17 protein-coding genes and 1 pseudogene are annotated in these 23705 nt (G+C 50.1%); 15 read left to right on the forward strand and 3 right to left on the reverse strand.

Annotated elements, in window-relative coordinates:
* Positions 1-113: 113 nt before the first annotated feature.
* Positions 114-5855: an S-layer homology domain-containing protein gene (locus tag NST26_RS16330; protein WP_340979457.1), complete on the forward strand. Its 5742-nt coding sequence runs from the start codon at positions 114-116 to the stop codon at positions 5853-5855.
* Positions 5856-5966: 111 nt separating this feature from the next.
* A complete protein-coding gene (locus NST26_RS16335) occupies positions 5967-7388 on the forward strand; it encodes a glycoside hydrolase family 32 protein (protein WP_340979458.1) in 1422 nt (473 codons plus the stop codon).
* A 153-nt stretch (positions 7389-7541) separates the two neighbouring features.
* Here NST26_RS16335 and NST26_RS16340 read toward each other — a convergent pair whose 3' ends face one another.
* A complete protein-coding gene (locus NST26_RS16340; protein WP_340979459.1) occupies positions 7542-8216 on the reverse strand; it encodes a FadR/GntR family transcriptional regulator in 675 nt (224 codons plus the stop codon).
* Between the two features lie 215 nt (positions 8217-8431).
* On the opposite strand from NST26_RS16340, the gene NST26_RS16345 reads away from it, so the two are divergent.
* The 12 genes from NST26_RS16345 (at position 8432) to NST26_RS16400 (ending at position 21933) form a co-directional block, all read left to right on the forward strand.
* Positions 8432-9388: a sugar kinase gene (locus NST26_RS16345; protein ID WP_340979460.1), complete on the forward strand. Its 957-nt coding sequence runs from the start codon at positions 8432-8434 to the stop codon at positions 9386-9388.
* A 31-nt stretch (positions 9389-9419) separates the two neighbouring features.
* Positions 9420-10085: a bifunctional 4-hydroxy-2-oxoglutarate aldolase/2-dehydro-3-deoxy-phosphogluconate aldolase gene (locus NST26_RS16350; RefSeq protein ID WP_340979461.1), complete on the forward strand. Its 666-nt coding sequence runs from the start codon at positions 9420-9422 to the stop codon at positions 10083-10085.
* A 1-nt stretch (position 10086) separates the two neighbouring features.
* Positions 10087-11235: a galactonate dehydratase gene (gene dgoD / locus NST26_RS16355; RefSeq protein WP_340979462.1), complete on the forward strand. Its 1149-nt coding sequence runs from the start codon at positions 10087-10089 to the stop codon at positions 11233-11235.
* 147 nt (positions 11236-11382) lie between these two features.
* Positions 11383-11838, forward strand: coding sequence for a GNAT family N-acetyltransferase (locus NST26_RS16360; protein WP_340979463.1), 456 nt, complete (start codon positions 11383-11385; stop codon positions 11836-11838).
* A gap of 195 nt (positions 11839-12033) precedes the next feature.
* Positions 12034-12978 carry an aldo/keto reductase gene (locus NST26_RS16365; RefSeq protein WP_340979464.1) on the forward strand — a complete coding sequence of 315 codons (945 nt, stop codon included), beginning with the start codon at positions 12034-12036 and terminating at the stop codon, positions 12976-12978.
* Between the two features lie 21 nt (positions 12979-12999).
* Positions 13000-13386: a MerR family transcriptional regulator gene (locus NST26_RS16370; RefSeq protein ID WP_340979465.1), complete on the forward strand. Its 387-nt coding sequence runs from the start codon at positions 13000-13002 to the stop codon at positions 13384-13386.
* 242 nt (positions 13387-13628) lie between these two features.
* Positions 13629-14594, forward strand: coding sequence for an ABC transporter permease (locus NST26_RS16375; protein WP_340979466.1), 966 nt, complete (start codon positions 13629-13631; stop codon positions 14592-14594).
* Between the two features lie 13 nt (positions 14595-14607).
* Positions 14608-15489, forward strand: coding sequence for a carbohydrate ABC transporter permease (locus NST26_RS16380; protein WP_340979467.1), 882 nt, complete (start codon positions 14608-14610; stop codon positions 15487-15489).
* Between the two features lie 36 nt (positions 15490-15525).
* Positions 15526-17019, forward strand: a complete 1494-nt coding sequence (locus tag NST26_RS16385) for an extracellular solute-binding protein (RefSeq protein ID WP_340979468.1) — start codon at positions 15526-15528, stop codon at positions 17017-17019.
* A 60-nt stretch (positions 17020-17079) separates the two neighbouring features.
* A complete protein-coding gene (locus NST26_RS16390) occupies positions 17080-18933 on the forward strand; it encodes a sensor histidine kinase (RefSeq protein ID WP_340979469.1) in 1854 nt (617 codons plus the stop codon).
* A complete protein-coding gene (locus tag NST26_RS16395; RefSeq protein WP_340979470.1) occupies positions 18914-20542 on the forward strand; it encodes a response regulator in 1629 nt (542 codons plus the stop codon). The genes NST26_RS16390 and NST26_RS16395 overlap by 20 nt, the downstream gene beginning before the upstream one ends.
* Before the next feature lie 41 nt (positions 20543-20583).
* A complete protein-coding gene (locus NST26_RS16400; RefSeq protein WP_340979471.1) occupies positions 20584-21933 on the forward strand; it encodes an FAD-dependent oxidoreductase in 1350 nt (449 codons plus the stop codon).
* A gap of 128 nt (positions 21934-22061) precedes the next feature.
* On the opposite strand, the gene NST26_RS16405 is transcribed toward NST26_RS16400, so the two are convergent.
* Positions 22062-22805, reverse strand: coding sequence for a suppressor of fused domain protein (locus tag NST26_RS16405; protein ID WP_340979472.1), 744 nt, complete (start codon positions 22803-22805; stop codon positions 22062-22064).
* A gap of 183 nt (positions 22806-22988) precedes the next feature.
* On the opposite strand from NST26_RS16405, the pseudogene NST26_RS16410 reads away from it, so the two are divergent.
* A pseudogene (locus tag NST26_RS16410) lies at positions 22989-23123 on the forward strand (3'-5' exonuclease); the annotation flags it as partial.
* Between the two features lie 19 nt (positions 23124-23142).
* Here the strand turns inward: NST26_RS16410 and NST26_RS16415 are convergent.
* Entirely contained in the window at positions 23143-23610 is a 468-nt protein-coding gene (locus NST26_RS16415; protein ID WP_076075093.1) for a hypothetical protein, read from the reverse strand.
* Between the last annotated feature and the right edge of the window lie 95 nt (positions 23611-23705).

Genomic DNA, 23705 nt, shown 5'->3' on the forward strand with positions numbered 1-23705 from the left:
GCTTCATTCACGTCTCTCTTACTTCATGACTATGCATCCTTGTATCCGGAGAGTCATTTCAAAAATACGTATGAATGATTTCATGAATAAGAAATGATGAAGGAGGCTCGTTGATGAAAGAAGCCAAAAGAAACAAAGCATGGATCTCCAGAATGGTTGCAGGGGTGATGGTTCTTCAGCTTGTAGCTCCCGGAATCTCGGCTGCAGCCGGAGCTGGAGTAGGCACTCGGGAGACATTCACCCCTAAGGCTGACGCAGGATTGTCGGTTACGGATGCGGTCTATTCAATTACCCAGGCTGACGAGGGGTTGTCAGTTACGGATACAGTCTATCAAATCCAGAATCACGGATTTGAAACCGGGGATATATCAGGCTGGACCGTTGTCAGAGGCCAAGCGTTCGGCCAGGACAGTGTATCGAGTGAATCCACCTGGTGGGCGGAACAAATCCCGTACAATCAGGAAGGGGCTTATCATCTAAACGGCTGGAAACATGACGAAGCTGCGACCGGTGTGCTTCGTTCCAGCATTTTCGAGCTCGGCGGCAGCGGATGGATCAGCTTCAAGCTTGGCGGTGCCAAAAATCCAAACAAGGCTTATATCAATGTCGTGGAGGCTGAATCGGGACAAGTGATTGCGAGGTATGGCAATAGCGCTTTTGCCGATGTCGGCTTCCCGAACCCCGCACAAGGCTTGCGGCTTGCCAATATGGAGCAATATAAGGCGGATCTTTCCGAATATCTGGGCCAAAAGCTGTATGTAGAGATCATCGACAATGCTACCTCGGATTGGGGAGTGGTATTTGCAGACGCCTTCTTCATGTACCATGAGTCCGAGCCTGCGGAAGGAATTACCGCCACGGATATCAAGCCGGATTTCAAACGCTATCAAATTGAGAATCCCGGCTTTGAAACCGGGAACTTAACAGGCTGGACAGTTGTCGAAGGCGAAGCGTTTGGACCGAACAGCGTGTCAGACGAAACCACCTATTGGGTTGAACAAATCCCTTATAACCAGGAAGGCACTTATCATTTAAATGGATTGAAGTATAACGAGAGCGCAACAGGTAAGCTTCGGTCCAGCACCTTCGAGCTGGGCGGAACAGGCTGGATTACCTTCAGACTGGGCGGAGGCAAGCATACGGATCAAGTGTATGTGAACGTTATCAATGCGGACACAGGTGAACTAATTTCCAGGTATGGCAACACCGAATTTAACGAGTCCGGGTTCCCGGATCCGGCACAGGGCCTGAGACTTGCGAATATGGAGCAGTATAAAGCCGATCTCTCCAAGCATATCGGGAAGAAGCCGTATGTGGAGATCGTCGATAATGGGCACGCGGATTGGGGAGTAATCTTTGCGGACGCCTTCCACACCTTCAATGAGCATGTACCGGAAGAAGGAGTTATGGCGGATAACATTATACCGACCGAAATCCAGAATCACAGCTTTGAAACCGGAAATTTAGAGAGCTGGACTGCTCAGGGCAACGCTTTTCAAGTGGACAATGATGCCCAAGCTGGTAAAGAAGGTAACTATTATGCCAAGTCCACTTTGGAAGGACAGGGTTCGATTACCTCCAATACCTTTACGCTTAGAGGGACCGGGACAATTAACTTCACTGTTGTAGACATCGTCAACCCGCAGGAAGCCTACGTCGCATTATATGATGCCAGCACGAACACGTTGCTTGAGAAGACCGGGGATGTCCATGCGAATGAGAAGATTTCCTGGAAAATGCAGAAGCACTATAATAAGAGGCTTTATATCAAAGTTATCGATCCATCCAATCAAGCACGTATCTCCGTTGACGCTTTTCAAGCGAATAATACGGGAACCATTTTCTACATGAACCTTGATGAAGGCGCAGGAAAAAAGGCACATGAGGAAGTAAGTAATCTTGATCATGATGTAAACTACGTATTTAATAACGCCAGATATATGGATTCCAAAGATCCAAGATGGACTCCACGCGGAGTAAAAGGCGGCGCTTTGCTATTCGATGGATACTCAAATGATATCGAGGTTAATGCAAAGGATGCCGTTCCAGTAAGTGACGCGTTAACGATTGAGGCTTGGGTCGCTCCACGCAGCTACGAATGGGGAGACGGGAACAAGCTGTCTGCTATCGTGAACCAGTCTGATCAGGATAAGACAGAAGGATTTGCTTTGGGGATGTACCGGCACGGCACATGGTCAATGCAGGTCGGCATTGGCGGACAGTGGATTCAGGTATGGGTCAAAGACCATCCACTCGAAAAGTATAAATGGAATTACGTAGCAGCTACGTTCGACAAAAAGGACGCAATCATTAAATTATATCTAAATGGTCAGGAAGTAGCTTCTCAGGCAACTCCTGTCAACGTTCCGATAACCCCTTCTACGGAAAAGCTGATTATCGGAAAAAACAATAAATCTGCAGAGTTTGCGGGATTGTTCTCCTACAATATGTTCAGCGGACTTATCGATGAAGTGAAGCTGCAGAACAAAGCGCTCACGGGTCAAGAGATCCTTGCTGAGTATGAGAATGTGAAGGCGCTTCACAGCGGTGCGGTTCCGGAAATTCCAAATGGTGACATTGACGAGGATCCCAGTGTGTTTGACGGTGATCAGCACCGTCCGCAGTACCATGCGATGCCTCCGCAAAACTGGATGAATGAAGCGCATGCACCGATTTACTATAACGGCAAGTATCATTTATTTTATCAGCACAACCCGCAAGGTCCATTCTGGCATCAAATCCACTGGGGACATTGGGTGAGTGACGATATGGTCCATTGGGAAAATGTGAGGCCTGCACTTGCGCCAGAAGCGGGCACGCTTGATCCTGACGGTGCGTGGTCAGGCAGCGCAGCGTATGACCGTGACGGCAATCCTGTCCTGTTCTATACTGCCGGCAATGACTCTTTGTCACCAAATCAAAGAACGGGCCTGGCGACTCCAGCTGATCTGTCGGACCCTAATCTGGAGCAATGGGTGAAATACCCTGAGCCGGTAACGGAGCAGAACGGCAATGGCATCCATAATGAGTTCCGCGATCCTTTTGTATGGTATGACCAGGAGACCGACAAATGGTATCAGCTGGTGACATCCGGTCTTCAAGACTTCAGCAGCGGTACAGCTCTGGTATACGTGTCTGACGATATGTACAACTGGGAGTATAAGGGACCTTTATATGTTAGTAACAGAAATCTTTATCCGGAGCTCGGTACGGTATGGGAACTGCCGGTATTATTACCGTTAGGTGAGGATAGTACAGGGCAGCAAAAATACATTTTCATGGTTAATCCCCATGAGAAGCCGGAACAGGTTCCCCCGGCTGACGATGTGCAAAGAGATGTTGAAGTCTTTTACTGGATTGGAACCTGGGATAGAGATAACTTCAAGTTTATACCTGATCAGGACGCTCCCTCCAAAATGGATGTGGGGGATGGTTATTTGACTGCAGAGAGCGGGATGGTTACACCTGACGGAAGAACGGTCGTATACTCCATGGTGCAAAATGTAAGAACGCCGCAGGCTGAATATCAGGCTGGATGGGCTCATAATCTGGCACTGCCGGTTTCCCTGAGCCTGGATGAGCATGATGAATTGCGCATTGAGCCCATTGAGGAATTGCAGAGTCTCCGGGGAGATAAGGTGGTTGATTTCTCGGACAAAAATTTGGCTTCTGCCAATCAATTGATCCGGATTGTCAAAGGCGACATGCTGGAGATTGTGATGGAAATTGATCCGGGCGAAGCCCAGAAATTCGGTCTTAAGGTACGGCGCTCCGATAACAACCAGGAAGAAACGCTGATTTACTATGATAAGGCGAACGGGACCTTCAATGTGGACCGGACCAAGAGCAGTATTGATCCGGATGTGCGTGTGGACGGCATTCAAGGCGGATACGTGGATCTGGACGGAGAGAACCTGAAGCTGCATATTTTCCTGGACCGCTCTGTTGTCGAAGCCTTTGCAAATTACAAGAAAAAACTGACAACCCGCGTCTACGTGGGAAGATACGATTCCTTGGGCTTGCAAGTTTGGGCCGACAACGATATTACAGTCAAGTCGATGGAAGTATGGAATATGAATGCTTTGACGGGTGAACCGGCTGCTCCGGTTGATGTGCCTGACAACTGGGACAACTCTGTATACACCGATATTACGGATCTGCCTAACCACGATTTTGCTACAGGAGACTTAACAGGCTGGATTACGGAAGGAGATGCCTTCCAGGATGTGCATGTGACCGATGCCAAGTTCTTCTGGGACACGATCTACTTCAATCCGTCGCATAAAATTCCGGGAGGATATCATTTATGGGGCTTCAACGAGGCGGCCGGCGGTGACAGCTTGACGGGAACGCTGAAATCGCAGAATTTCATCCTTGGCGGGAACGGTAAGCTTAACTTCCTGGTCAGCGGCGGGCGTGATATCGATAAGCTGTATGTTGCGCTGGTCCGGGCATCGGACGGCAAAGAGCTATTCAAAGAGACTGCGACCAACTATGAGGAGTATCAGCGGAAGATCTGGGACGCTTCGCAGTATATCGGCGAGGAGCTCTATATCAAGGTGGTTGACCAATCCACAGGCGGGTTCGGACATATTAATGTCGATGATTTCAATGTACCGATTAAGGTGCAGAATCCGGTGAATCCGAATAACCCGACTGATCCAACTGATCCGCCAGATCCAGCCCATCCAAGTGAACCAGCCCACCCGGCCAACCCGACTGACACAGCCGTTCCAAGCAATCTTCCGGGGAAGCCGGTGGTTCCGGTAAGCAAACCGGAGAGTCAGGGCAATTTGGCATTCGAACTGGCAAAGGGCGAGCGGCAGGTGCTATTTCCTGTGACTATGGCGGCTAATGACGGCAAGAATGCTCTGAAAGTTAAGAACACAGATGTGGAAATCGAAGTTCCTGCAGAGGTATTAAAGGGGTTACAGGCGCTGATTACTGACAGCGAGCTTGGGCAGTCGAAAATCTCTATTGAAATGGATGCATTATCTTCAGAGCAAAGTAAAGAGCTGCTTGCACAAGCCGGAAAAAAGAATCATGCGGACATCTCCGCAATAGGAGAGGTCTATGACTTCAAATTGGCTATTGTAAAAGCCGATGGAACGATGCTTACACTTGAGAAATTCTCCAAACCGGTCACCATCAGGCTGAGTGCAAAAGAGAATTCCCGCCAGGATCTGACGGGTATCTATAACATCGCTGCGGACGGCAGAGTGGAGTATAGGGGCGGAAGCTATTCAGACGGTAAATGGAATGCACAAGTGAACCATTTCAGTAAATTTGCCGTCCTTACCTATGACAAAACCTTTGAAGATGTGAATGCCTCTTATTGGGCCCATGATGTTATCAAAAGGATGGCAGCGAAGCAAATTGTTCTGGGCGTGAGTGAGACGGATTTCGCACCGAAGCAAAAAGTAAGCAGAGCGGAGTTCGCTTCCCTGATCACCCGGGCACTTGGAATAACAGGGACGAACTTAACCGCATTCAAAGATGTAGAATCCACGGAATGGTACGCTTCTTCCATTGCCGTAGCATACGAAGCGGGAATTGTAACGGGAAGAAGCACAGATACCTTTGCCCCTGAGGAAACCATAAGCCGTGAAGAAATGGCATCCATGATCCACAAGGCGTATTTGTTTCATACACGGCAGAATCCTGTCTTCGGTCAAAGGAGTAATTTCAAAGATGCCGGTACGATTAGTGCATGGGCTGTAGATGCAGTAGCTGCCTTACAGGAGCTCGGATTAGTTACCGGGCGCGGCAACCAGTTATTCATGCCACATGAAACCGTAAATCGTGCGGAAAGCGCGCAAATCATCTCGCTGTTGCTGGATACAGTCAATCAATAATGGCGAAGGAAAAGCCGGGGAGGCAAGGTGATGTCCGCCTTCGCCATGACTCCGGCTTTCTCTGCTTTATACCGAGTATCATCATACTTAAGGAAGAGGGAGGAATTATTAATGAAAAAATTTTTTTATCGTCCAGACAACGCTTGGGTGGGGGATGTAATTCCTTACTATGAAGATAGAGAGTTTAAACTGTTTTATCTGCACGGGTGGAGAGACAATTACCGCGAAGGTCTTGATCAGGGCTGGCATCTTCTTGGCACGAAAGATTTTGTGAATTACCGGGAAGAAGGAGCCTGCAAAATCGAAGGCGGGACCGGACATATTCTCAAAGTGGACGATGTCTATCACATGTTCTACTGTATCTTTCCCGAAGGGAAACAGTTTGCCTGCCATGCCGTTAGCAAGGATCTGCGAACATGGGAGCCGATTCCTGAAGACACTTTTGGTCCGGACGGCGAAATTTATGAGCTGGCGGACTGGCGTGATCCCTTTGTGTTCTGGAATGAAGAAGAAGGGCAATACTGGATGCTGATCGCCGCACTGGCCAAAGGACCGACTAACCGTAAAGGCTGTACCGGTCTCCTGTCGTCCAAGGATCTCAAGCATTGGGAGTACCGGGAACCGCTCTATGCACCGAAGCTGCATGTGGGAGCGCATGAATGCCCTGACCTGTTTCGGATGGGAGAATGGTGGTACCTGATCTACTCTTCGTATACAGGGCGTTTTGGCACCTTTTACCGAATGAGCCGTTCCTTGAATGGACCGTGGATTACACCGCAGGAAGAAGCATTTGATGGACGGGCTTATTATGCGGCCAAGTCGGTATCGGATGGGCAAAAGCGTTATCTATTCGGCTGGAATCCAACGAAGGATGACGACCTGTTCGGCTGGAACCCGCCCAAAGCTCCAGGCAAAGATTATGACACCTGGGATTGGGGCGGCAATATGATTGTGCATGAAATTATTCAACGTCCGGATGGGACATTAGGCGTGAAGGTTCCGGAAACGGTTGACTCTGCTTTTGCTGAACAGGTACCTGCGAAGTTTGAGGGAATCATCGGAGATTGGTCGATCACGGACGATGTGCTGCTCTGCGAATCTCCGTATGCCTTTGCAGGTTGTATCTCACAGGAGGAGCTGCCTGACTTGTGCAAAATTTCTGCAACCGTTCGTTTCTCGGAGATGACTCAGGGTCTGGGGATCATGCTAAGGGCAGATAAGGGTCTGGATATTGCCTACTATATCACGCTGGAACCCGAACGAAGCCGGATTACCTTTCGTGGACCGATAATGCAAACGGAGGAGGGGGGCAAAACCTTTCCTTACGATGTGGAACTGGAACGTCCACTCAAGCTGATGCCGGATCAGGAGTATGAGCTGAAGGTGTTTATCGATCATACAATTTGCGAGATTTATGTCGGTGGGGAAGTGGCGCTGAGTGCCAGAATATACGATATTCAACATGGTAAACTTGCCGTTTTCGTTAGCCAGGGCACAGTGGAGTTTAGCCGGCTCAAAATCGAAACTGTATAATTCAAGGTGGAGTCAGCATTTAAACAGAACCAACTACTAGACACAACCTGTTAGTGATGGAACTGTGTTAGTAAAGAAGAAAAAGACCCGTGCCCCGCACAGGTCTTTTTCTTATAGGGGACCGGACATATTGCTTCTTATTTACTTTGATAACTACTGCTTAAGAGTAGTCAGCATACTCTGAATATGGCTTTCCATTAGCTGTCGGGCTGTTTCGCTTTGCCGCTCCTCGATGGCAATGGCGATCAGAACATGGTAATTGGAAGCCTTGGTCCGCATATTGGGCAGCGTATTGGTCTGCTTGCGTCCTTCGGCCAGCAAGGGAAGAATCGAATGGAGCATCCGCGCCACCACCGGATTGGCTGCCCCTTCGGCGATTAACTGATGAAAGGCGAGGTCGGTCTCGAAGAAGGAGCCGCCTTCCTCCATTTGCTGCACCATACGATCTGCCAGTACCCGCAGCCGGCGGATCTGATCCTCATCGGCCCGCTTCGCGGCTAAAGCAGCAAGTTCCGGCTCAATGAGCAGTCTGGCTTCCAGCAGATCCACGATCGATATGTTATCTAATTCCTCTAAGCCAGCCGCCGGATCATCCAGCAGCAGCGGATCATTCCGCACATACATCCCGCGCCCGTGCTCAATGCTGACATTCCCCTGACTCTCTAATATCCGCAGCGCCTCACGTACTGTAGTGACACTAACAGAGAAATCAACAGCCAGCTGCTGAAGAGTAGGGAGCCGGTCTCCCGGAGCCCATTCCCCACCTATAATTTTCTGCTTCATAAGTTCTATTGTCGCTTGAAACGCGGTTTGTTTATTCTGTTTCATAATTAGCCGTCCCTTTGACTTGGAATACATTCATTCTAGCATATGAGCTTCGTGACAATAAACAGATACGTCTGAGCATTGATTTAGTATTGACTGGCGAAGAGCAAGATAATATGATCATAGCGTAAAGATCATATCTATAACTAAAATTCATGTAAAAGATACGATCTTTACGAGGAGACTCAATTAGTGAAACAGCAGAAGGAGGAGGGGCAATGGAGGTCGTAACCTTTGGGGAAACCATGGTGCTTCTGGCACCGGACCGGATGGTTCCCCTGGAGTATGTGAACGGTTTTCAGAAGCATGTTGCCGGAGCAGAGACCAATGTGGCCATTGGGCTTACCCGGATGGGGCATACCGTCGGCTGGTTCAGCAAGCTCGGAAATGATCCGTTTGGCCGGTATATCAGGCAGTTCGTCAGAGGACATGGCGTTGATACTTCCGAAGTCAGGGTTACAGATGAAGCGCCGACGGGAGTGTTCTTCAAAGAACAAATCTCCCCGGACAAAATACAGGTGTACTACTATCGCAAATATTCGGCGGCCAGCCTGATGCAGGCGGAGGAGCTTAATGAGGCATATGTGGGAGGTGCGCGCATCCTGCATGTTACGGGTATTACTCCGGCGCTTAGCCATGAGTGCAGGAGATTAACCTTTCGCGCCCTCGAAGCGGCCAAAAAACACGGTACAGCCATTGTATTTGATCCCAATATCCGCTGGAAGCTGTGGAACAGAGAAGAGGCTTATCGTGTTCTTAACGAAATCGCGGCTCTGGCCGACTACGTGCTCCCCGGTATGGAAGAGGGACAGTTCCTGACAGGATGTAGTGACCCTGCAGAGATCGCAGACCGGTTGCAGAAAGCTGGTGCCGGCGCTGCCGTTATCAAGCTCGGCGCGGACGGGGCTTATTACAGTAACGGACGAATCTCTGGAACTGAGCCCGGGTTTCCCGTGAAGAGAATCATTGATCCGATGGGTGCCGGAGACGCTTTTGCCGCAGGGTTTATAAGCGGATTGCTGCGTGGGGAGGAGCTCCCTTCTGCCGTGCGGCGCGGCAACGCTGTAGGTTCCATTGTTGTCGGGGTAAGCGGCGATGTGGAAGGTCTGCCGGCCCTGCAGGATGTGGATCTTCTCCTGGCAGGGGAAACTGGCATGGAGGATATTATCCGGTAAGTGAGGCACATTCCCAAGGAGGAGGAAGGACATGGACAAAGAAACGCAAATCGAGCAGCTGATAACCTCCGGTCTGGTCGCCGTTATCCGCAGACCACCGCCTGAACGGGTTGAGCACATTGCTGCGGCACTGGCAGAAGGCGGGGTCGGGGCGCTGGAGATTACAGCCGATACCCCGGAAGTATATCGGCTGATCGCGGACATGAAGGCGAAATATGGGGATCGCCTGCTGGTAGGGGCGGGAACCGTACTGAAACTGGCGCAGGCCGAACAGGCGATCGCGGCGGGAGCCGATTTTATTTTCTCCCCCAATTTGAATGAGGCGATTGTAGCACTGACCTTACAGCACGGACGAATCTCGATTCCAGGTGTAATGACACCGACCGAAGTGGTCAGAGGGCATGAAGCGGGTGCAGACCTGCTTAAGGTGTTCCCGGGCGGTTCACTCGGTGCCTCCTACATCAAGGAACTGCAGGGGCCACTTGGCCACATCCGCATGATGCCGACAGGAGGCGTGACCCTTGCGAATGTCGGAGACTTCTTTGCTGCCGGAGCCGTTGCCGTCGGTCTTGGAAGCGCTCTCGTCGACCGGGAGGCGGTGGAGCAGGGCGACTATGGGCAGATCACAGAGACGGCCCGCCAATTCGCCAAGGAAGTCCGCAAGGCCAGAATGAACAACAGCAAAGGAGCAAAATAAGATGAAAATAACCGGATTTGAGACCTTTATCGTTCCTCCACGCTGGCTGTTTCTGAAACTTGAAACCGATGAAGGTATATCCGGCTGGGGGGAGCCGGTGGTCGAAGGCAAGGCGCATACGGTGCAGGCCGCAGTGGAAGAGCTAATGGATTATGTGATTGGGCAGGACCCCCAGCGGATTGAAGACCTGTGGCAGCTGATGTACCGGGGAGGCTTTTATCGTGGCGGGGCTATTCTGATGAGCGCGATAGCGGGGATCGATCAGGCGTTATGGGATATTAAAGGGAAAATCTACAATGCGCCTGTGTACCAGCTGCTGGGCGGCGCTTGCCGCAATTCCATTCGGGTGTACTCCTGGGTAGGTGGAGACCGTCCCATTGATGTGGTCAAGGCGGCGCTGGAGAAGAAGGCCGCCGGGTTCACGGCGATTAAGATGAATGCCTCGGAAGAGATGCAGTTCATTGATACCCATGACAAGATTTATGCTATCGTCGAGCGGGTCGCCGCCATTAGGGAGGCCTGCGGACCAGAGTTCGGAATTGCTGTTGATTTTCACGGACGGCTTCACAAACCGATGGCACGGGGACTGGCCAGAGAGCTGGACCCCTACCGCCTGATGTTCATAGAAGAGCCGGTGCTGCCGGAGAACAACGAAGTTCTGCGGGAGATCGCACATCATACCAGCACTCCGATCGCCACGGGTGAGCGCATGTACTCACGCTGGGAATTCAAAAATCTGCTGAAGGACGGGGTGGTTGACATTATTCAGCCCGACTTGTCCCATGCAGGAGGGATCACGGAATGCAAGAAAATCTTCGCCATGGCTGAGGCATTCGACGTCGCAGTCGCGCCACACTGCCCGCTTGGGCCGATTGCTCTGGCCGCCTGTCTTCAGGTGGATGCAACGTCTTACAATGCAGTCATTCAGGAACAAAGCCTGGGCATCCATTATAATCAAGGCAATGACCTGCTGGATTATATCACCGACCCGGCCGTCTTTGCCTACAGTGACGGGCATGTCCATATTCCTTCCGGACCGGGTCTTGGCATTACCGTGAACGAAGAGTATGTGCGGAGGATGGCGAAGGACGGCCACCGCTGGAGAAATCCGGTATGGCGGCACCGCGACGGCAGCATTGCTGAGTGGTAAGGTTTAGCATTTATAGTCCCATTGAAGCCGCTAATTTAGCGGCTTTTTATTTTAGATGTTGTCAGAAAACCTGCCATGGGAGTAATATGATATACATAAAGTAGACAGGTATAATTCATACTTAACATTAACGTAGGAGTGGTTGCAGTGAAGATTCTTGTAGATGAACTAAGTGGAGCACAGGTGATTGGATTAATTGCAGAACATCTGCAAGGAATGGCAGAGGACTCTCCGCCAGAGAGCATTCATGCCCTTAATCTGGACGGGTTGAAGCAACCGGAAATTACCTTCTGGTGCGCTTGGGAGGATGAAGAGCTTCTGGGCTGCGGGGCAATCAAGGAATTGGACAAGGAGCATGCTGAGCTCAAATCGATGCGGACCGCTAAGAAGCATTTGCGCAAAGGTGTAGCCAGAAAAATTCTTGCTCATATTATTGAAGTAGCCATAAGCCGCGGATATAAACGGATCAGTCTGGAGACTGGCTCCATGGATTCATTCATCCCCGCACGCAAGCTGTATGAAGATTTCGGCTTCACGTATTGTGAGCCATTTGCAGATTATATCCCGGATCCGAATAGTAGTTTTATGACGAAGGAACTGTAGTTTATTATAAAAACACTTGAAGAACAGCATTCTGTAGTTGCAAAGGATGCTGTTCTTTGAGGTGTTCTTGCATTGTAAGAATAGAAAGATATTGGATTAATAGTATTGACTTAGAGTGCGCTTAAACTCGTATACTGGTCACGTACGATGCAAAAAAGTGGAAGTTAATTCAGTTTGTTAAAGGGAGGATATCGTGTGAAACATTTTACATTGGGGAATACAGGAATGCTGGTAAGTGCTTATTCTTTGGGCTGTCTGAATTTTGGATCGCGAACCGACAAAAAAACCTCTTTCCAGCTGCTTAATCATTTTTTTGAAGCAGGGGGAAACTTTCTGGATACAGCCAATAATTATGCGATCTGGAACGAAGGCTGTGTTGGCGGAGAAAGCGAGTCTTTGCTTGGCGAATGGATGAAAGAAAGAAAAAACAGACATCAGATCATTTTAGCCACCAAAGTGGGAGCGAAACCGGTCGTGCCGAAAAGCGAAAAAATGGAAGGCTTAGGCCGCCAAGCAATTGAGAAGGCAATTGACGAAAGTTTGCTGAGGCTTGGAACAGATTATGTAGATTTATACTATGCTCATGTAGACGATAACGAAACTGAACTTGAGGAAACCTTGGAGACCTTTGATTCCTTGGTCAAATCGGGTAAAGTAAGGGCTATAGGCTGCAGCAATTACCGGCTGTCCAGGCTCCTTGAGGCCAAAGCGGTCAGTCAGTCAAAAGGATGGCAATCCTATTGCTGCATCCAGCAGCGGTATACGTATTTGCAGCCTAGAGCGGATGCGGATTTCGGAGTGCAGGTCAGTACCGATGAGGATTTACTTGCTTACTGCAGTCAGCACGATGATTTTACGCTCTTGGCTTATTCCCCCCTCCTTGGAGGCGTGTACAACAAAAAGGAAGCTGTCCTACCCGATGCATACCGGAGAGAGGATCAGATGACCCGATTGCATACGCTAAGGAAGGTTGCCGGAGAGCTGGGAGCAACACCGAATCAGCTTGTCCTGGCTTGGATGCTGCACAAGCACCCGAGAGCTCTTCCCGTTGTTGCTGCAAGCGGTCTGACGCAATTGGAGGAAAATCTGGGGGCACTTCAGCTACAAATTAGCCCGGAACAGCTTGATCAATTGAACTGATGTTGAAAGGAGCGTAAGGTTATGACCGATAAAGAACTGACCATTCAGCAGGCAGCTGAGATGACGGGGTTAAGCGTACACACCCTTCGTTATTACGAAAGGATCGGTCTGATGGACCCCATCCCTCGTGCCGAGAATGGTCATCGGATGTATCGGGAGCATGATTTTGAATGGATCGTATTACTCGCAAAGCTTAAGACTACAGGAATGCCGATCGCACTTATGCAACAGTTCGCTGATATGATGCGGCTTGGCAATGAGGGCATTCCCCAGCGCAGACAACTTCTGGAGGAGCATGAGCGGAAATTAATCGAGCAGGCTCAAACGATTCATCAGACTTTGGATATTCTGCGGGGTAAAATTGATTACTACCGTTCTTGGGAAGAGGATACCAAACGGGAGGCCTGAAAGAATAATAGAAAGACTCAGAATACTGGATGGACTAGAAGCTGGCTTATTAGCCAGCTTTTTTGTATGTAAAGTTGCGCAGATGGAGAGTTTCGGTTTGGAATATTGTTGTTCCCGGCCAAGTGGTCAAGAAATTCACCTAAAAGGTCATGCAAATGCCCTTAAAGCAACTGCCAAATGGCAGGTACAATGAGGAAGTCACACGGATAAGAAATTATGACTACGGGTAAAGGAGGTAGCCTATGGATTCAGATTTGGCAGCGGCGGATCGCAAGCCCGGTAACCATCCCCTTCGTACGGTCAAGCCGGAGCGGTTTCAGGCCTTGAAAAAGTACTGGGACTTATACCTGATTATGCTGCCGGGACTCGCGTATTTTATCATCTTCAAATATGTGCCCATGGGAGGCATCATCGTTGCCTTTCAGGATTTCAGTGCCTTTGCCGGCATCCGCGGCAGTGAATGGGTGGGACTTGCGCATTTTAAAAATATGTTTTCGGACAGCGAGTTCTACACGGTATTCAAAAACACGCTGCTGATCAGTTTATACAAGCTGATCTGGGGGTTTCCGGGTCCGATCATCCTGGCCCTGATGCTGAATGAAGTCCGGCACATGCTGTATAAGCGCGGGGTTCAGACGCTTGTCTATTTACCGCATTTTCTGTCCTGGGTCATCATCGGAGGCATTCTGATCAACTTGCTGTCCCCGGCAACGGGCATCGTCAATCAGTTTCTGGGCATGCTCGGCTTGGAGCCGATCTTCTTCCTGGGCAGTCAGGAATGGTTCAGAACGGTGCTGGTGGTCAGCGATATCTGGAAAGAAGCGGGATGGGGGGCCATCATCTATCTGGCTGCGCTGGCATCGATCGATCCACAGATCTACGAGGCCGCTGTCGTAGACGGCGCGGGCAAATGGAAGCAGTTGCTCCACGTTACCCTGCCATCGCTCATCGGGACCATCGTGATCCTGTTCGTACTGCGCCTCGGGAGCGTTCTGGATGTCGGCTTCGAACAGATTTTTGTGCTCTATAATCCGCTGGTCTACAATGTGGCCGATGTTATCGAGACTTATGTCTACCGGACCGGAATCACGCAGGGCCAATTCAGCTTTACTACCGCTGTAGGGTTGTTCAAATCGGTCATCAGTCTGATATTGGTCGTCCTCGCCAACAAAGCCGCCAGAAAGCTTGGCCAGGACAGCTTATGGTAGAGGGGGTGAATCTATGAGGCTTACTAGGGGGGAACGTCTGGCATCGGGGCTTAATTACCTGATCCTGGGTTTCATTGCTCTGCTTGCGCTTTTGCCATTCCTGCATATCGTGGCCCAGTCTTTCAGCAGTCATCAGGCGATAACATCCGGCAAGGTGACATTATGGCCGGTGGATTTCAGTTTTGAGGCGTATGTGAAGGTACTGCGCGAGCACGCCTTTGTGAACGCCTTCAATGTCAGTTTGCTGCGTACGGCCATCGGCACGCTGGTGAATGTGGTGATCACTTGTATGCTGGCCTATCCGCTGTCCAAGGCTTATATCAAAGGACGATCAGCCATCATGTTCCTGATTGTGTTCACGATGCTGTTTAACGGGGGCATGATTCCAACCTTTCTGGTTGTGAAAGCGACCGGGCTGCTGAATTCCTTCTGGGTCTATATCATTCCTGGAGCGGTTAGCGCGTTCAATGTTATTATTATGAGAAATTTCTTTCAAGGCGTGCCGCCCGAATTGGAGGAATCCGCCAAGATTGACGGCTCCTCCAATATCGGAACGCTCGTCCGGATCGTTGTTCCGTTATCCATGCCGGTCATTGCAACGATTACCTTGTTCCATGCGGTTGGACATTGGAACGCCTTCTTTGACACCGTCCTGTATGTGACGGACCGGAATCTCTTCCCGCTGCAGGTGTATCTGCGTGAGCTGATCATGTTCAATCAATCGAACATCAGCAATAACAACGGGTACTCCGCTAATATCGACAGCACCCTGCTGGCCTTGGAGTCCTTGAAGGCTGCGGCGCTAATTGCCAGCACAGTTCCGATCCTGCTCGTGTATCCGTTTCTGCAGAAGCATTTTGTCAAAGGGATTATGCTTGGATCCGTAAAAGGCTAGAACTGCATGTAATATGAAAAGAGAGGGGATTGTCACATGAAAGTCTCAATCTTGGTAAAAAGATCCGTGTCCATCCTGGTGGTGACCTCCATGCTGCTGGTGTCCGCGTGTTCATCCGGCACGAAGGAGGAAGGTGGCAAAGGGAAGGAACAACGCCAGGCCATTGATATCGTATTAAGTAATGCCGGACGGAAGTTCCCGCCGGGCATGGACGAGAACAATAATCCTTACATTGATTACATCCGCGAGAACACGGGCCTGGACATCAAGCTGATCACCCCTCCTGCGGACGGTTACGGGGATGCCCTGAACGTGATTATGGCCTCCGATGATCTGCCGGATATGCTCCTGTCCTATGACGCCAATTGGTTCGAAAGCTATGTTCGGCAGAAGGCCCTTACCCCTCTGAATGATTTAATCGACGAATACGGACCGAATCTGAAGAAAAGTATCCCGGAGGAAGCCTGGAAGGTCGTCACCGTGGACGGAAAGATCTATGGGATTCCCAGCTTGAACCCGATCCCGGGCAATGAAATCATGTTTGCACGCAAGGATTGGCTGGACCGTCTGGGGCTCAAACCACCGACAACGCTCGAAGAATACAAACAGGTGATTCGCGCTTTTGCGCAGGATGATCCCGACGGAAACGGCAAAGATGATACGTTTGGCCTGATCCTGCAGGAAAACCTCGGCAGAGTAGCTCCGTTTATAGGGGCATGGGGAATCCAGCGGGGCCAATGGACTGAACGGGACGGGCAATTGGTGAATTCCAGCACACTGCCGGAAATGAAGGAAGCACTCAGCTATCTTGCCGATCTCTATAAGGAAAAGCTGATTGATCCCGAGTGGGCTCTAAATAAGATGGCTAATGTTGACGAGAAAGTCGCCAGCGGCAAAGTGGGCCTGTTCTCCGGGAACTGGTATGATACCCGTGGCCCCATCTTAACCAACCAGAAGAATGATCCCAATGCAGAGTGGATTCCCCTCGAATATCCAACCGGACCTGACGGGAAGCAGGGAACCTGGGGCAACAGCTATGTTGCCGGGTTTAATGTGATTCCGGTTACGAGCAAACATCCGGAGGCTGTTATTAAGATGCTTGATTTCATGATCGGAGACGGATACCGCACACTCATGCTCGGATTTGAGGGCGAGGTATGGAATATGGAGGACGGGAAGGTGGTTACGAACTTTGATGAGCACAACAAGCATATTTACCGGCTAACGCTCGGCGAAGCGATTGTACCGTTCAATTCTGAAGTATCCAGAGAGCGTCTGGACTCGCTCGGTATGGAGTTTAAGCTGAATGAGATTGTCGACAAGATTAACGAGGTTGCCATCCGTAATCAATATCTGGGCGTACCGACGCCAGGAATGGGTAAATACGGGCCTAAGCTGTCCAAAATGGAGGTCGAAGCATTCACGAAAATCATCATAGGCCAGCAGCCGGTAGACAGCTTTGATCAATTTGTTGAAGACTGGAAGAAAAACGGCGGCGAGGAAATGACGAAGGAAGTCAACGGGCAATGAACAGGACGGATAACAGGGTCTAAGCTATAATGAAGGCATGCAGAATCGTGGGGGAATCGTATGAAGTGGCTGACGCAATTCCGCAACGTCTTGAAGCAGTCGATTCAGTTTAGGCTTACCTGTTATTTTCTTCTTATCCTGCTGCCGCTGGTGGCGTTCAGTATGTTTGCCAATGTAAAGTCTCAGCGGATTTTGGAGCAGGAGCTTGGCGAGCGCACACTCAGTGCCATGAACTCCGCGTTGGAGTTTGTTGACCTGACCTTAAAAAGCATCCACAATCTGTCCACCTTGATCGCAACTGATACCAATTTATCCGCCCTGCTGTCTCATCAGGAGAAGACCCTGACCTCCGGGGCAATTATGGACTTCACGCGTGTCATGAAAGAGCTTACGAATATAACTATGGTCAATGAATATTTAAGCGACACCATGATTTATCATCGTCCTTCCAACTCACTGATCACAACAAAGCTCGGGCTGCTGCACCGTGAATCCCAAGGCCCTGAGCCATGGTACGGTGAGGCTCTGAAGGCAAATGGCGCAAGCATATACTACTTGTCAGAACGCCATGAAGAAAATTTGTCCGGAATCCCGGATCCTATCTATAACCGGAATCAGCTTATTATGATGAGACTTATGGATTTCTATCGCGGCGAACAAGGCGAAAATGTCCTCATGCTGTCGATTTCGAAAAATCAGCTGCTCCGCTCGTTGTCCCATTTGCTGGCGAACAGCAGCTCCAAGGTCTATCTGTTTGATGCCCGGGAGCGGTTAATCGTATCGAGTGCTCCTGCAGAAACATTGTCTTTCGAATGGAGGGACGTCCAGCCAGGCAGTGTGTTTGTCCGGGAAACCCCGGAAACGGATGAGAAAAATTTGATTCTGCGGGTGACTTCTCCCCGAAGCGGATGGTCGCTGCTGCTGATCCAGCCCGAGCGTGAGATTTATGATAAGTCGAGGCCGCTGCAAATTTTTGCGTACTGCATTATTGCACTCAGTGTCGTGCTTGCCGTCTGGATTGCCTGGTTTATCTACAGCGGAATTGCTTCTCCGATATCAAGACTTGTGTCCGGCATGCGGCAGCTGCGTAAAGGCAATCTGAATATCAGGCTGGAGAACGGGCGGCAGGACGAGTTGGGGTATTTAACGGAGGCTTTCAACGAAACGGCGAGTCAGCAGCGTCATCTGATCAAGGACATCTATGAGCAACAGCTCAGAATGACCAAGACGGAGCTCAAATTTCTGCAGGCTCAGATCAATCCCCACTTCTTGTACAACACGCTGGATTCGATTTATTGGACGGCCAAAAATTATGAAGCGGAAGAGATCAGTACGATGGTGCTTAACTTGTCGAACTTCTTCAGGCTGAGTTTGAGCAAAGGGCAGGAGTCGTTTACGGTGGAGGAAACATTCAAGCACCTTCAATACTATGTTCGGATTCAGCAAATCCGTTTTGCCGAGCGATTTACGGTGGAGTACTGCGCTTCTGAGGATAGCCAGCATTTGCATATTCTGAAGCTGCTGCTTCAACCGCTGGTTGAGAATGCCATATTGCATGGCTTGGAGAAACGAAAAAAAGGCGGAGCATTAAGCATTCGCACCGATGTGTCTAATGACCGGCTGATCATCCAGGTAACCGATAATGGAAGAGGGATTCCAGGGCCAAGGCTTATGCGGATTCAACAGGCCCTGGCAAGAATCAGGTTCGGGGATTACACGGCCCCCCCTGAAAAGAAATCCGAGTTTTTTGCGCTGCTCAATGTCCAGGCTCGAATCACCATTTACTATGGGGAGACGGCGGAATTGAAGATCGTCAGCGGGGAAGGGAACGGAACGACGGCGATCATCGATTTGCCGGCAGAGCGCTGCCGGGAGGAGAGAGGGGAACCGGAACATGAATCTCATGATTGTTGAAGATGAAATTCGAATATTGAATAGCCTGGCCAATAATATACCGTGGAATGAGCATGGCATCGAAGTAGTGGCGCTTGCCGAGAACGGCTTAGAAGCGCTGTCCATGATCGGGCGCAGGAAGCCGGATATCATGCTGCTCGATATCGAGATGCCGGAGATGGACGGGTTGACCTTGGCGAAAACGGTGCTGCAGCAGGAACCGAACATGAAAATCGTGATTTTAAGCGGCCATGACGATTTCCCGTATGCGCAGGCTGCTGTGGGGCTTGGCGTCATGAAGTACTTGCTGAAGCCGGCCGGAGACGATGAAATTTTGAAGGCTATTCTTGCGGCTGCGGAAGAGATACGAGAGGAACTGATGGAAAAGCACAGCATGATTGAGCTGGAGCGGAAATGGCAGGATCGCCTGCCTCAGCTCCAGGATGATTTTTATAGAAACTGGATACAGGGCCGGTATGCGGACTGGGAGCTCAAGAAGCATATGGAAGAGCTGAATCTGGAGCTTGCCCTCTATACCTGGTTTGCAGTAGCCGTATGTGAAATTGATCCGATTCACGAGCAAGGAGAACGATTTACGTCTTCGGATCAGGCGTTGCTGCAGTTTTCGCTGGGATGCATAGCGGCTGAATGTTTACAGCATGAAGACTGCCGGGTCTTTAATGATGCGGATGGAGCAACCGTGCTGCTCTTTTTGGGACAACCGGAAGAATCGGCTCCAGATATCATCCAGCGGATCAATGTTCACGTTCCCCGTCTCTTCAACATTGTTAAAGAGTGTCTGAAGCTTACCGCCAGCGCCGGACTGGGGACCCCAGGCTCATGGGATCATGTTTCGCTGTCCTACGGGCAGGCACGCCGTGCGCTGCAGGAGCGGGCCATTTACGGAAATGAGGTGTTCGTTCCTTACCTGGACGTAACCAACATGGAGCAGCCGTTTCACTATGACGCTGAGTTCGAAAAGCAGCTGGAGATCGCGGTTCATACGGATCACGCGGCAACGGTTGCTGAACTGATAGACTGCTACTTCAAGGACGTATACTCCCAAGCGGTCTCAACCCAAAAGGTATACGAGCATTTGCTGTATTTGAGCAGCTTATTTACACGTATGATTCAATCGCGGGGCTGGTCGATGCAGGAGGTGCTGCAAGAGGATTATTCGATGCTTCTATCCTTTGAATCCCTGCTATCCAAAGAGCAAATCGTGGAATGGTCCAAAAGAGTGGCCAGCCGCATTACCCAATACCGGGAACGGGAGCGAAAGCATTCCAGCCATCGGCTCGTTAAACAAATGATCGAGGCCGTGGAGGAAATGCTGGGGAAAGAAGAACTGACCTTGCACACGCTGGCCGAAAGATTATATGTCAATCCCTCTTACCTTAGCCGGCTCTTTAAGCGGGAGGAAGGGAAATCCATTTCGGAATATCTCCTGAAGCGGAGTATGGAGCATGCCAAAGAGCTCTTATACAGCGGCGTTAAGGTGTATGATGCAGCAGAAGCGGCAGGATATCGTGATGTCAGCTATTTTGCCAGAGTGTTTCGTAAATATTGGGGTGTAGCCCCGAGTGAATTAAAGAAACAAGAGCGTTCAGTCTCACCGCGGTTGATGTAAGTTAAAACTACAATGGAAGAAAACAGGTGGAGGTGGTCAGAATGACCGATATGGCACTAACCGTTAAAATACCCGAGCGTGATATCCCTGTCTACACGGAGGTGGATGTTGTCGTTGCCGGAGGAGGACCGTCAGGAGTAGCAGCAGCGCTCGCAGCAGCAAGAAACGGGGCATCTGTATTGCTGATAGAGCAAAGAGGATACCTGGGCGGCATGGCGACGGTCTCTCAGGTTCCTGCATTTTGCCCGTATACCGATCAGATCAAGCCGGTAATCCGTGGGATTGGGCTGGAAATTCTGCTTGCTATGAAAAGCAAGATGGAGGAGACGTTTCAGGAAGCATGGAAGGATCGGCTGGATTGGGTGCCGATTGATGCGGAAATTTTAAAGCGCATATTGGATGAGAAGATGATGGAGGCTGGCGTTAAAGTGCTGTACCATACCTTCGTCAGTCAAGTTCTTCAACAGGACGGCATCATTGAAGCGGCGATCATTAATAACAAGACCGGAACCCAGGCGGTGAAGGGGAAGATATACATTGATGCAACCAGCGATGCGGATCTCACCTATCTTGCGGGCGGGCAGCTCGCCAAAGGTGGAGATGATGGAGAGCTGCAGCCGGGGACGATGTGCTTCGTCCTGAATAACCTGGACCGGAACAAATTTCTCTCAAGTGCTGAGACGCACGGCCACGATCTGAAACATGCGATCAACAAAGCGAAGCACGAAGGGCGATTGCGCGTCGCGAGAGATTGGGCCGGTATTTCCTGGCTAAACGATCATACGGCAGGCTTCAATTTCGGGCATGTATTCGGGATAGATGGTTCAAACACGGATGATCTGACTCGCGGTGCGATCGAAGGCCGCGCACTTGTTGAACACATTACCGGTTGGCTGCGGGAAGCGATTCCCGGATTCGAGAACGCTTTCCTGACGTTGACGGGCGAACAGATCGGCATTCGGGAAACCCGCCGGATCATCGGCGATTATATCGTCACCGCCGACGATTTTCTGGCGTGCCGTTCGTTCCCGGACGACATTGCCCGCAATGCCTACTTTATTGATATTCATATGGCAAAGCCTACGAGCGGCATGACGATGGTACGTCTTTCGCCGGGAGAGTCGCACGGCATTCCTTATCGTGCCTTACTTCCGGTTGGTATTCAGAACGTAATCGTAGCCGGCAGAGCGATATCAACCGATAGAGCGGCCCAAGGCTCCACCCGGGTCATGCCGAATTGCTTTGCCATGGGCGAAGCCTCCGGTACGGCCGCGGCGATTCTGGCCAAGACAGGTTCGCGGGAAACGCGCAGTATCGACATCACGGATCTGCAGCGCAGACTTGTCCGCCAAGGCGCATGGTTAGGAGAGCAGATCAATGAGCGGTACTAGGAAGGTCGAACTAAATTACAGTCAACAGTGAAAGAAAGCTAACTAGTATCAAAAGGCTGAGCCCAAAGTCATATCCTTGACTTAGGCTCAGCCTTTTCAAGCTGTTTCAAACTTGTTCATCCGGGCAGTTATTTACAAGCGTTGTGTCTATTCGGATTCAGAATGAGGAAATCCTCTGGAAGCTCGAACAGCTTGGCGACCAGTTCGTCCATGCCGGACTCCAGCTTGAACTCCATTTCCTCCCGGTACAGCGGAACCAGGAAATAAACCTGAACCTGATTGCCATCTTTCGTATGGACGGTGCTAACCTCTTCCGGCAGAGCATACAGGATCACACCGGACAGCTCCGTGTTATCCGCGTAAGGCTCGTAATCTTCCGTGTTGGGGATCGTATGTCCGTATCCAAGCCACGTCTGATACATATGCGGGAATCGGGCAAGCATCTTCATCAGCCGGATCGGCCAGTAGTTCTCCTCTGCTTCGAAATCCTCCTGCGTAAGCGGCCAGTCCGCCGGCAAAAACATCATCAGCTCCGCGCGTTCCAGATGCTTGTACTCTTTACGGATCTCCTGAGGGAGCGTCAGCGGCAGATCGCTCATCCCATTGGTGTACAGCACCCAGTAGGGCTCATCAGGTGTAGCTTCCATAATATTCACATCAATATGTACGATGTCTGAGATCAGTTCGTGGAACACGCCGGTTTCCCGGTTTGGAAAGACCCGATTGAAATGTTCGTTTAAATCTTCCATGTACAAAATATTGGCGGGAGGTGTAACCTGCTGCTCATCCGAAGCGTCATAACCATAAATGGTGGTACCATCTTCCGATTTGCCCATTTCCTTACCGCCAAACAGTTTTTTGAAAAAGTTCATGTCTTTGCGCTCCTCTGTGTGGGTTTATATTAAAGTGCGAAATGAAGTATTTGAAACCTCACTTGGAAGTATAACAAAAGACATAGCCCCGGAGCGATGGGTCTATCGATTCGAATTTCAAAAGGAGCAGATATGAACTATATCATTTTTGATCTGGAAGCCACCTGTTGGGAAAATGACCGCAAGCGGGGCGTAGGCATGGAGAGAGCCTTGTCTATGCTTGAATTGCCGCTTGAAGGTACTCACCATAGAGGTATCGATGATGCCAAGAACATTGCGAAAATCTTCGTTAAGATTTTTGATCAACTGGAGTTTTGATAATTTAAATTGATCATGTCTATAGCAGTGAATAATAGGATACCGATTCTGCAAATAAAATGGTTGGATTCAGATGACTCTTCACCGTATTAATTGAATGGATTCTTTGCTCTGTCCTTTGATGGCGATACCGCTCCGATCCGGCTCCTACCTTCATTCGGATTTGGTCATTTTGAATGAACATACTATCGAGTGCAGTCTTGATCATGTTAAGTTGATTGGGAGCCCATTCTTGTCCGTGCATCCGGACGTATTCTGTGGCTTCTTCTGCAGTACAATGACATATCTCTTTCAGAAAAGAGCCCCATTTGATTAAATCCACCGCATTGTCACCCGCACAAAGAATGCAATTCCCATAGCTGATCTGTCCTCCGAAGGTTAACTTCAACACCCCATACCAGCATCCGTAAGGCTCTGAAATATGCAGGAAGGAAGGGCGGCAGCTAAATGCGAACAACTCGATTCGTGACAGTCTGGCGTTAATCATGAATAATGCCTCCTAGGTTGTCTATAGATTTCATATAACGCTGCAGATTATGGGTCTGCTCAGCTGTGGCTACATAGGCTGTCAGTTCAGTTTCA

The organism is Paenibacillus sp. FSL R7-0128 (assembly GCF_038002245.1).
GTDB classification, from domain to species: domain Bacteria; phylum Bacillota; class Bacilli; order Paenibacillales; family Paenibacillaceae; genus Paenibacillus_AQ; species Paenibacillus_AQ silagei.

Excerpts from the sequence above, each read along its gene's own strand:
- NST26_RS16330 (WP_340979457.1), top strand. The coding sequence starts at position 114 with ATGAAAGAAGCCAAAAGAAACAAAGCATGGATCTCCAGAATGGTTGCA.
- NST26_RS16335 (WP_340979458.1), top strand. The coding sequence starts at position 5,967 with ATGAAAAAATTTTTTTATCGTCCAGACAACGCTTGGGTGGGGGATGTA.
- NST26_RS16340 (WP_340979459.1), bottom strand. The coding sequence starts at position 8,216 with ATGAAACAGAATAAACAAACCGCGTTTCAAGCGACAATAGAACTTATG.
- NST26_RS16345 (WP_340979460.1), top strand. The coding sequence starts at position 8,432 with ATGGAGGTCGTAACCTTTGGGGAAACCATGGTGCTTCTGGCACCGGAC.
- NST26_RS16350 (WP_340979461.1), top strand. The coding sequence starts at position 9,420 with ATGGACAAAGAAACGCAAATCGAGCAGCTGATAACCTCCGGTCTGGTC.
- dgoD (WP_340979462.1), top strand. The coding sequence starts at position 10,087 with ATGAAAATAACCGGATTTGAGACCTTTATCGTTCCTCCACGCTGGCTG.
- NST26_RS16370 (WP_340979465.1), top strand. The coding sequence starts at position 13,000 with ATGACCGATAAAGAACTGACCATTCAGCAGGCAGCTGAGATGACGGGG.
- NST26_RS16375 (WP_340979466.1), top strand. The coding sequence starts at position 13,629 with ATGGATTCAGATTTGGCAGCGGCGGATCGCAAGCCCGGTAACCATCCC.
- NST26_RS16380 (WP_340979467.1), top strand. The coding sequence starts at position 14,608 with ATGAGGCTTACTAGGGGGGAACGTCTGGCATCGGGGCTTAATTACCTG.
- NST26_RS16385 (WP_340979468.1), top strand. The coding sequence starts at position 15,526 with ATGAAAGTCTCAATCTTGGTAAAAAGATCCGTGTCCATCCTGGTGGTG.
- NST26_RS16390 (WP_340979469.1), top strand. The coding sequence starts at position 17,080 with ATGAAGTGGCTGACGCAATTCCGCAACGTCTTGAAGCAGTCGATTCAG.
- NST26_RS16395 (WP_340979470.1), top strand. The coding sequence starts at position 18,914 with ATGAATCTCATGATTGTTGAAGATGAAATTCGAATATTGAATAGCCTG.
- NST26_RS16400 (WP_340979471.1), top strand. The coding sequence starts at position 20,584 with ATGACCGATATGGCACTAACCGTTAAAATACCCGAGCGTGATATCCCT.
- NST26_RS16405 (WP_340979472.1), bottom strand. The coding sequence starts at position 22,805 with ATGAACTTTTTCAAAAAACTGTTTGGCGGTAAGGAAATGGGCAAATCG.
- NST26_RS16415 (WP_076075093.1), bottom strand. The coding sequence starts at position 23,610 with ATGATTAACGCCAGACTGTCACGAATCGAGTTGTTCGCATTTAGCTGC.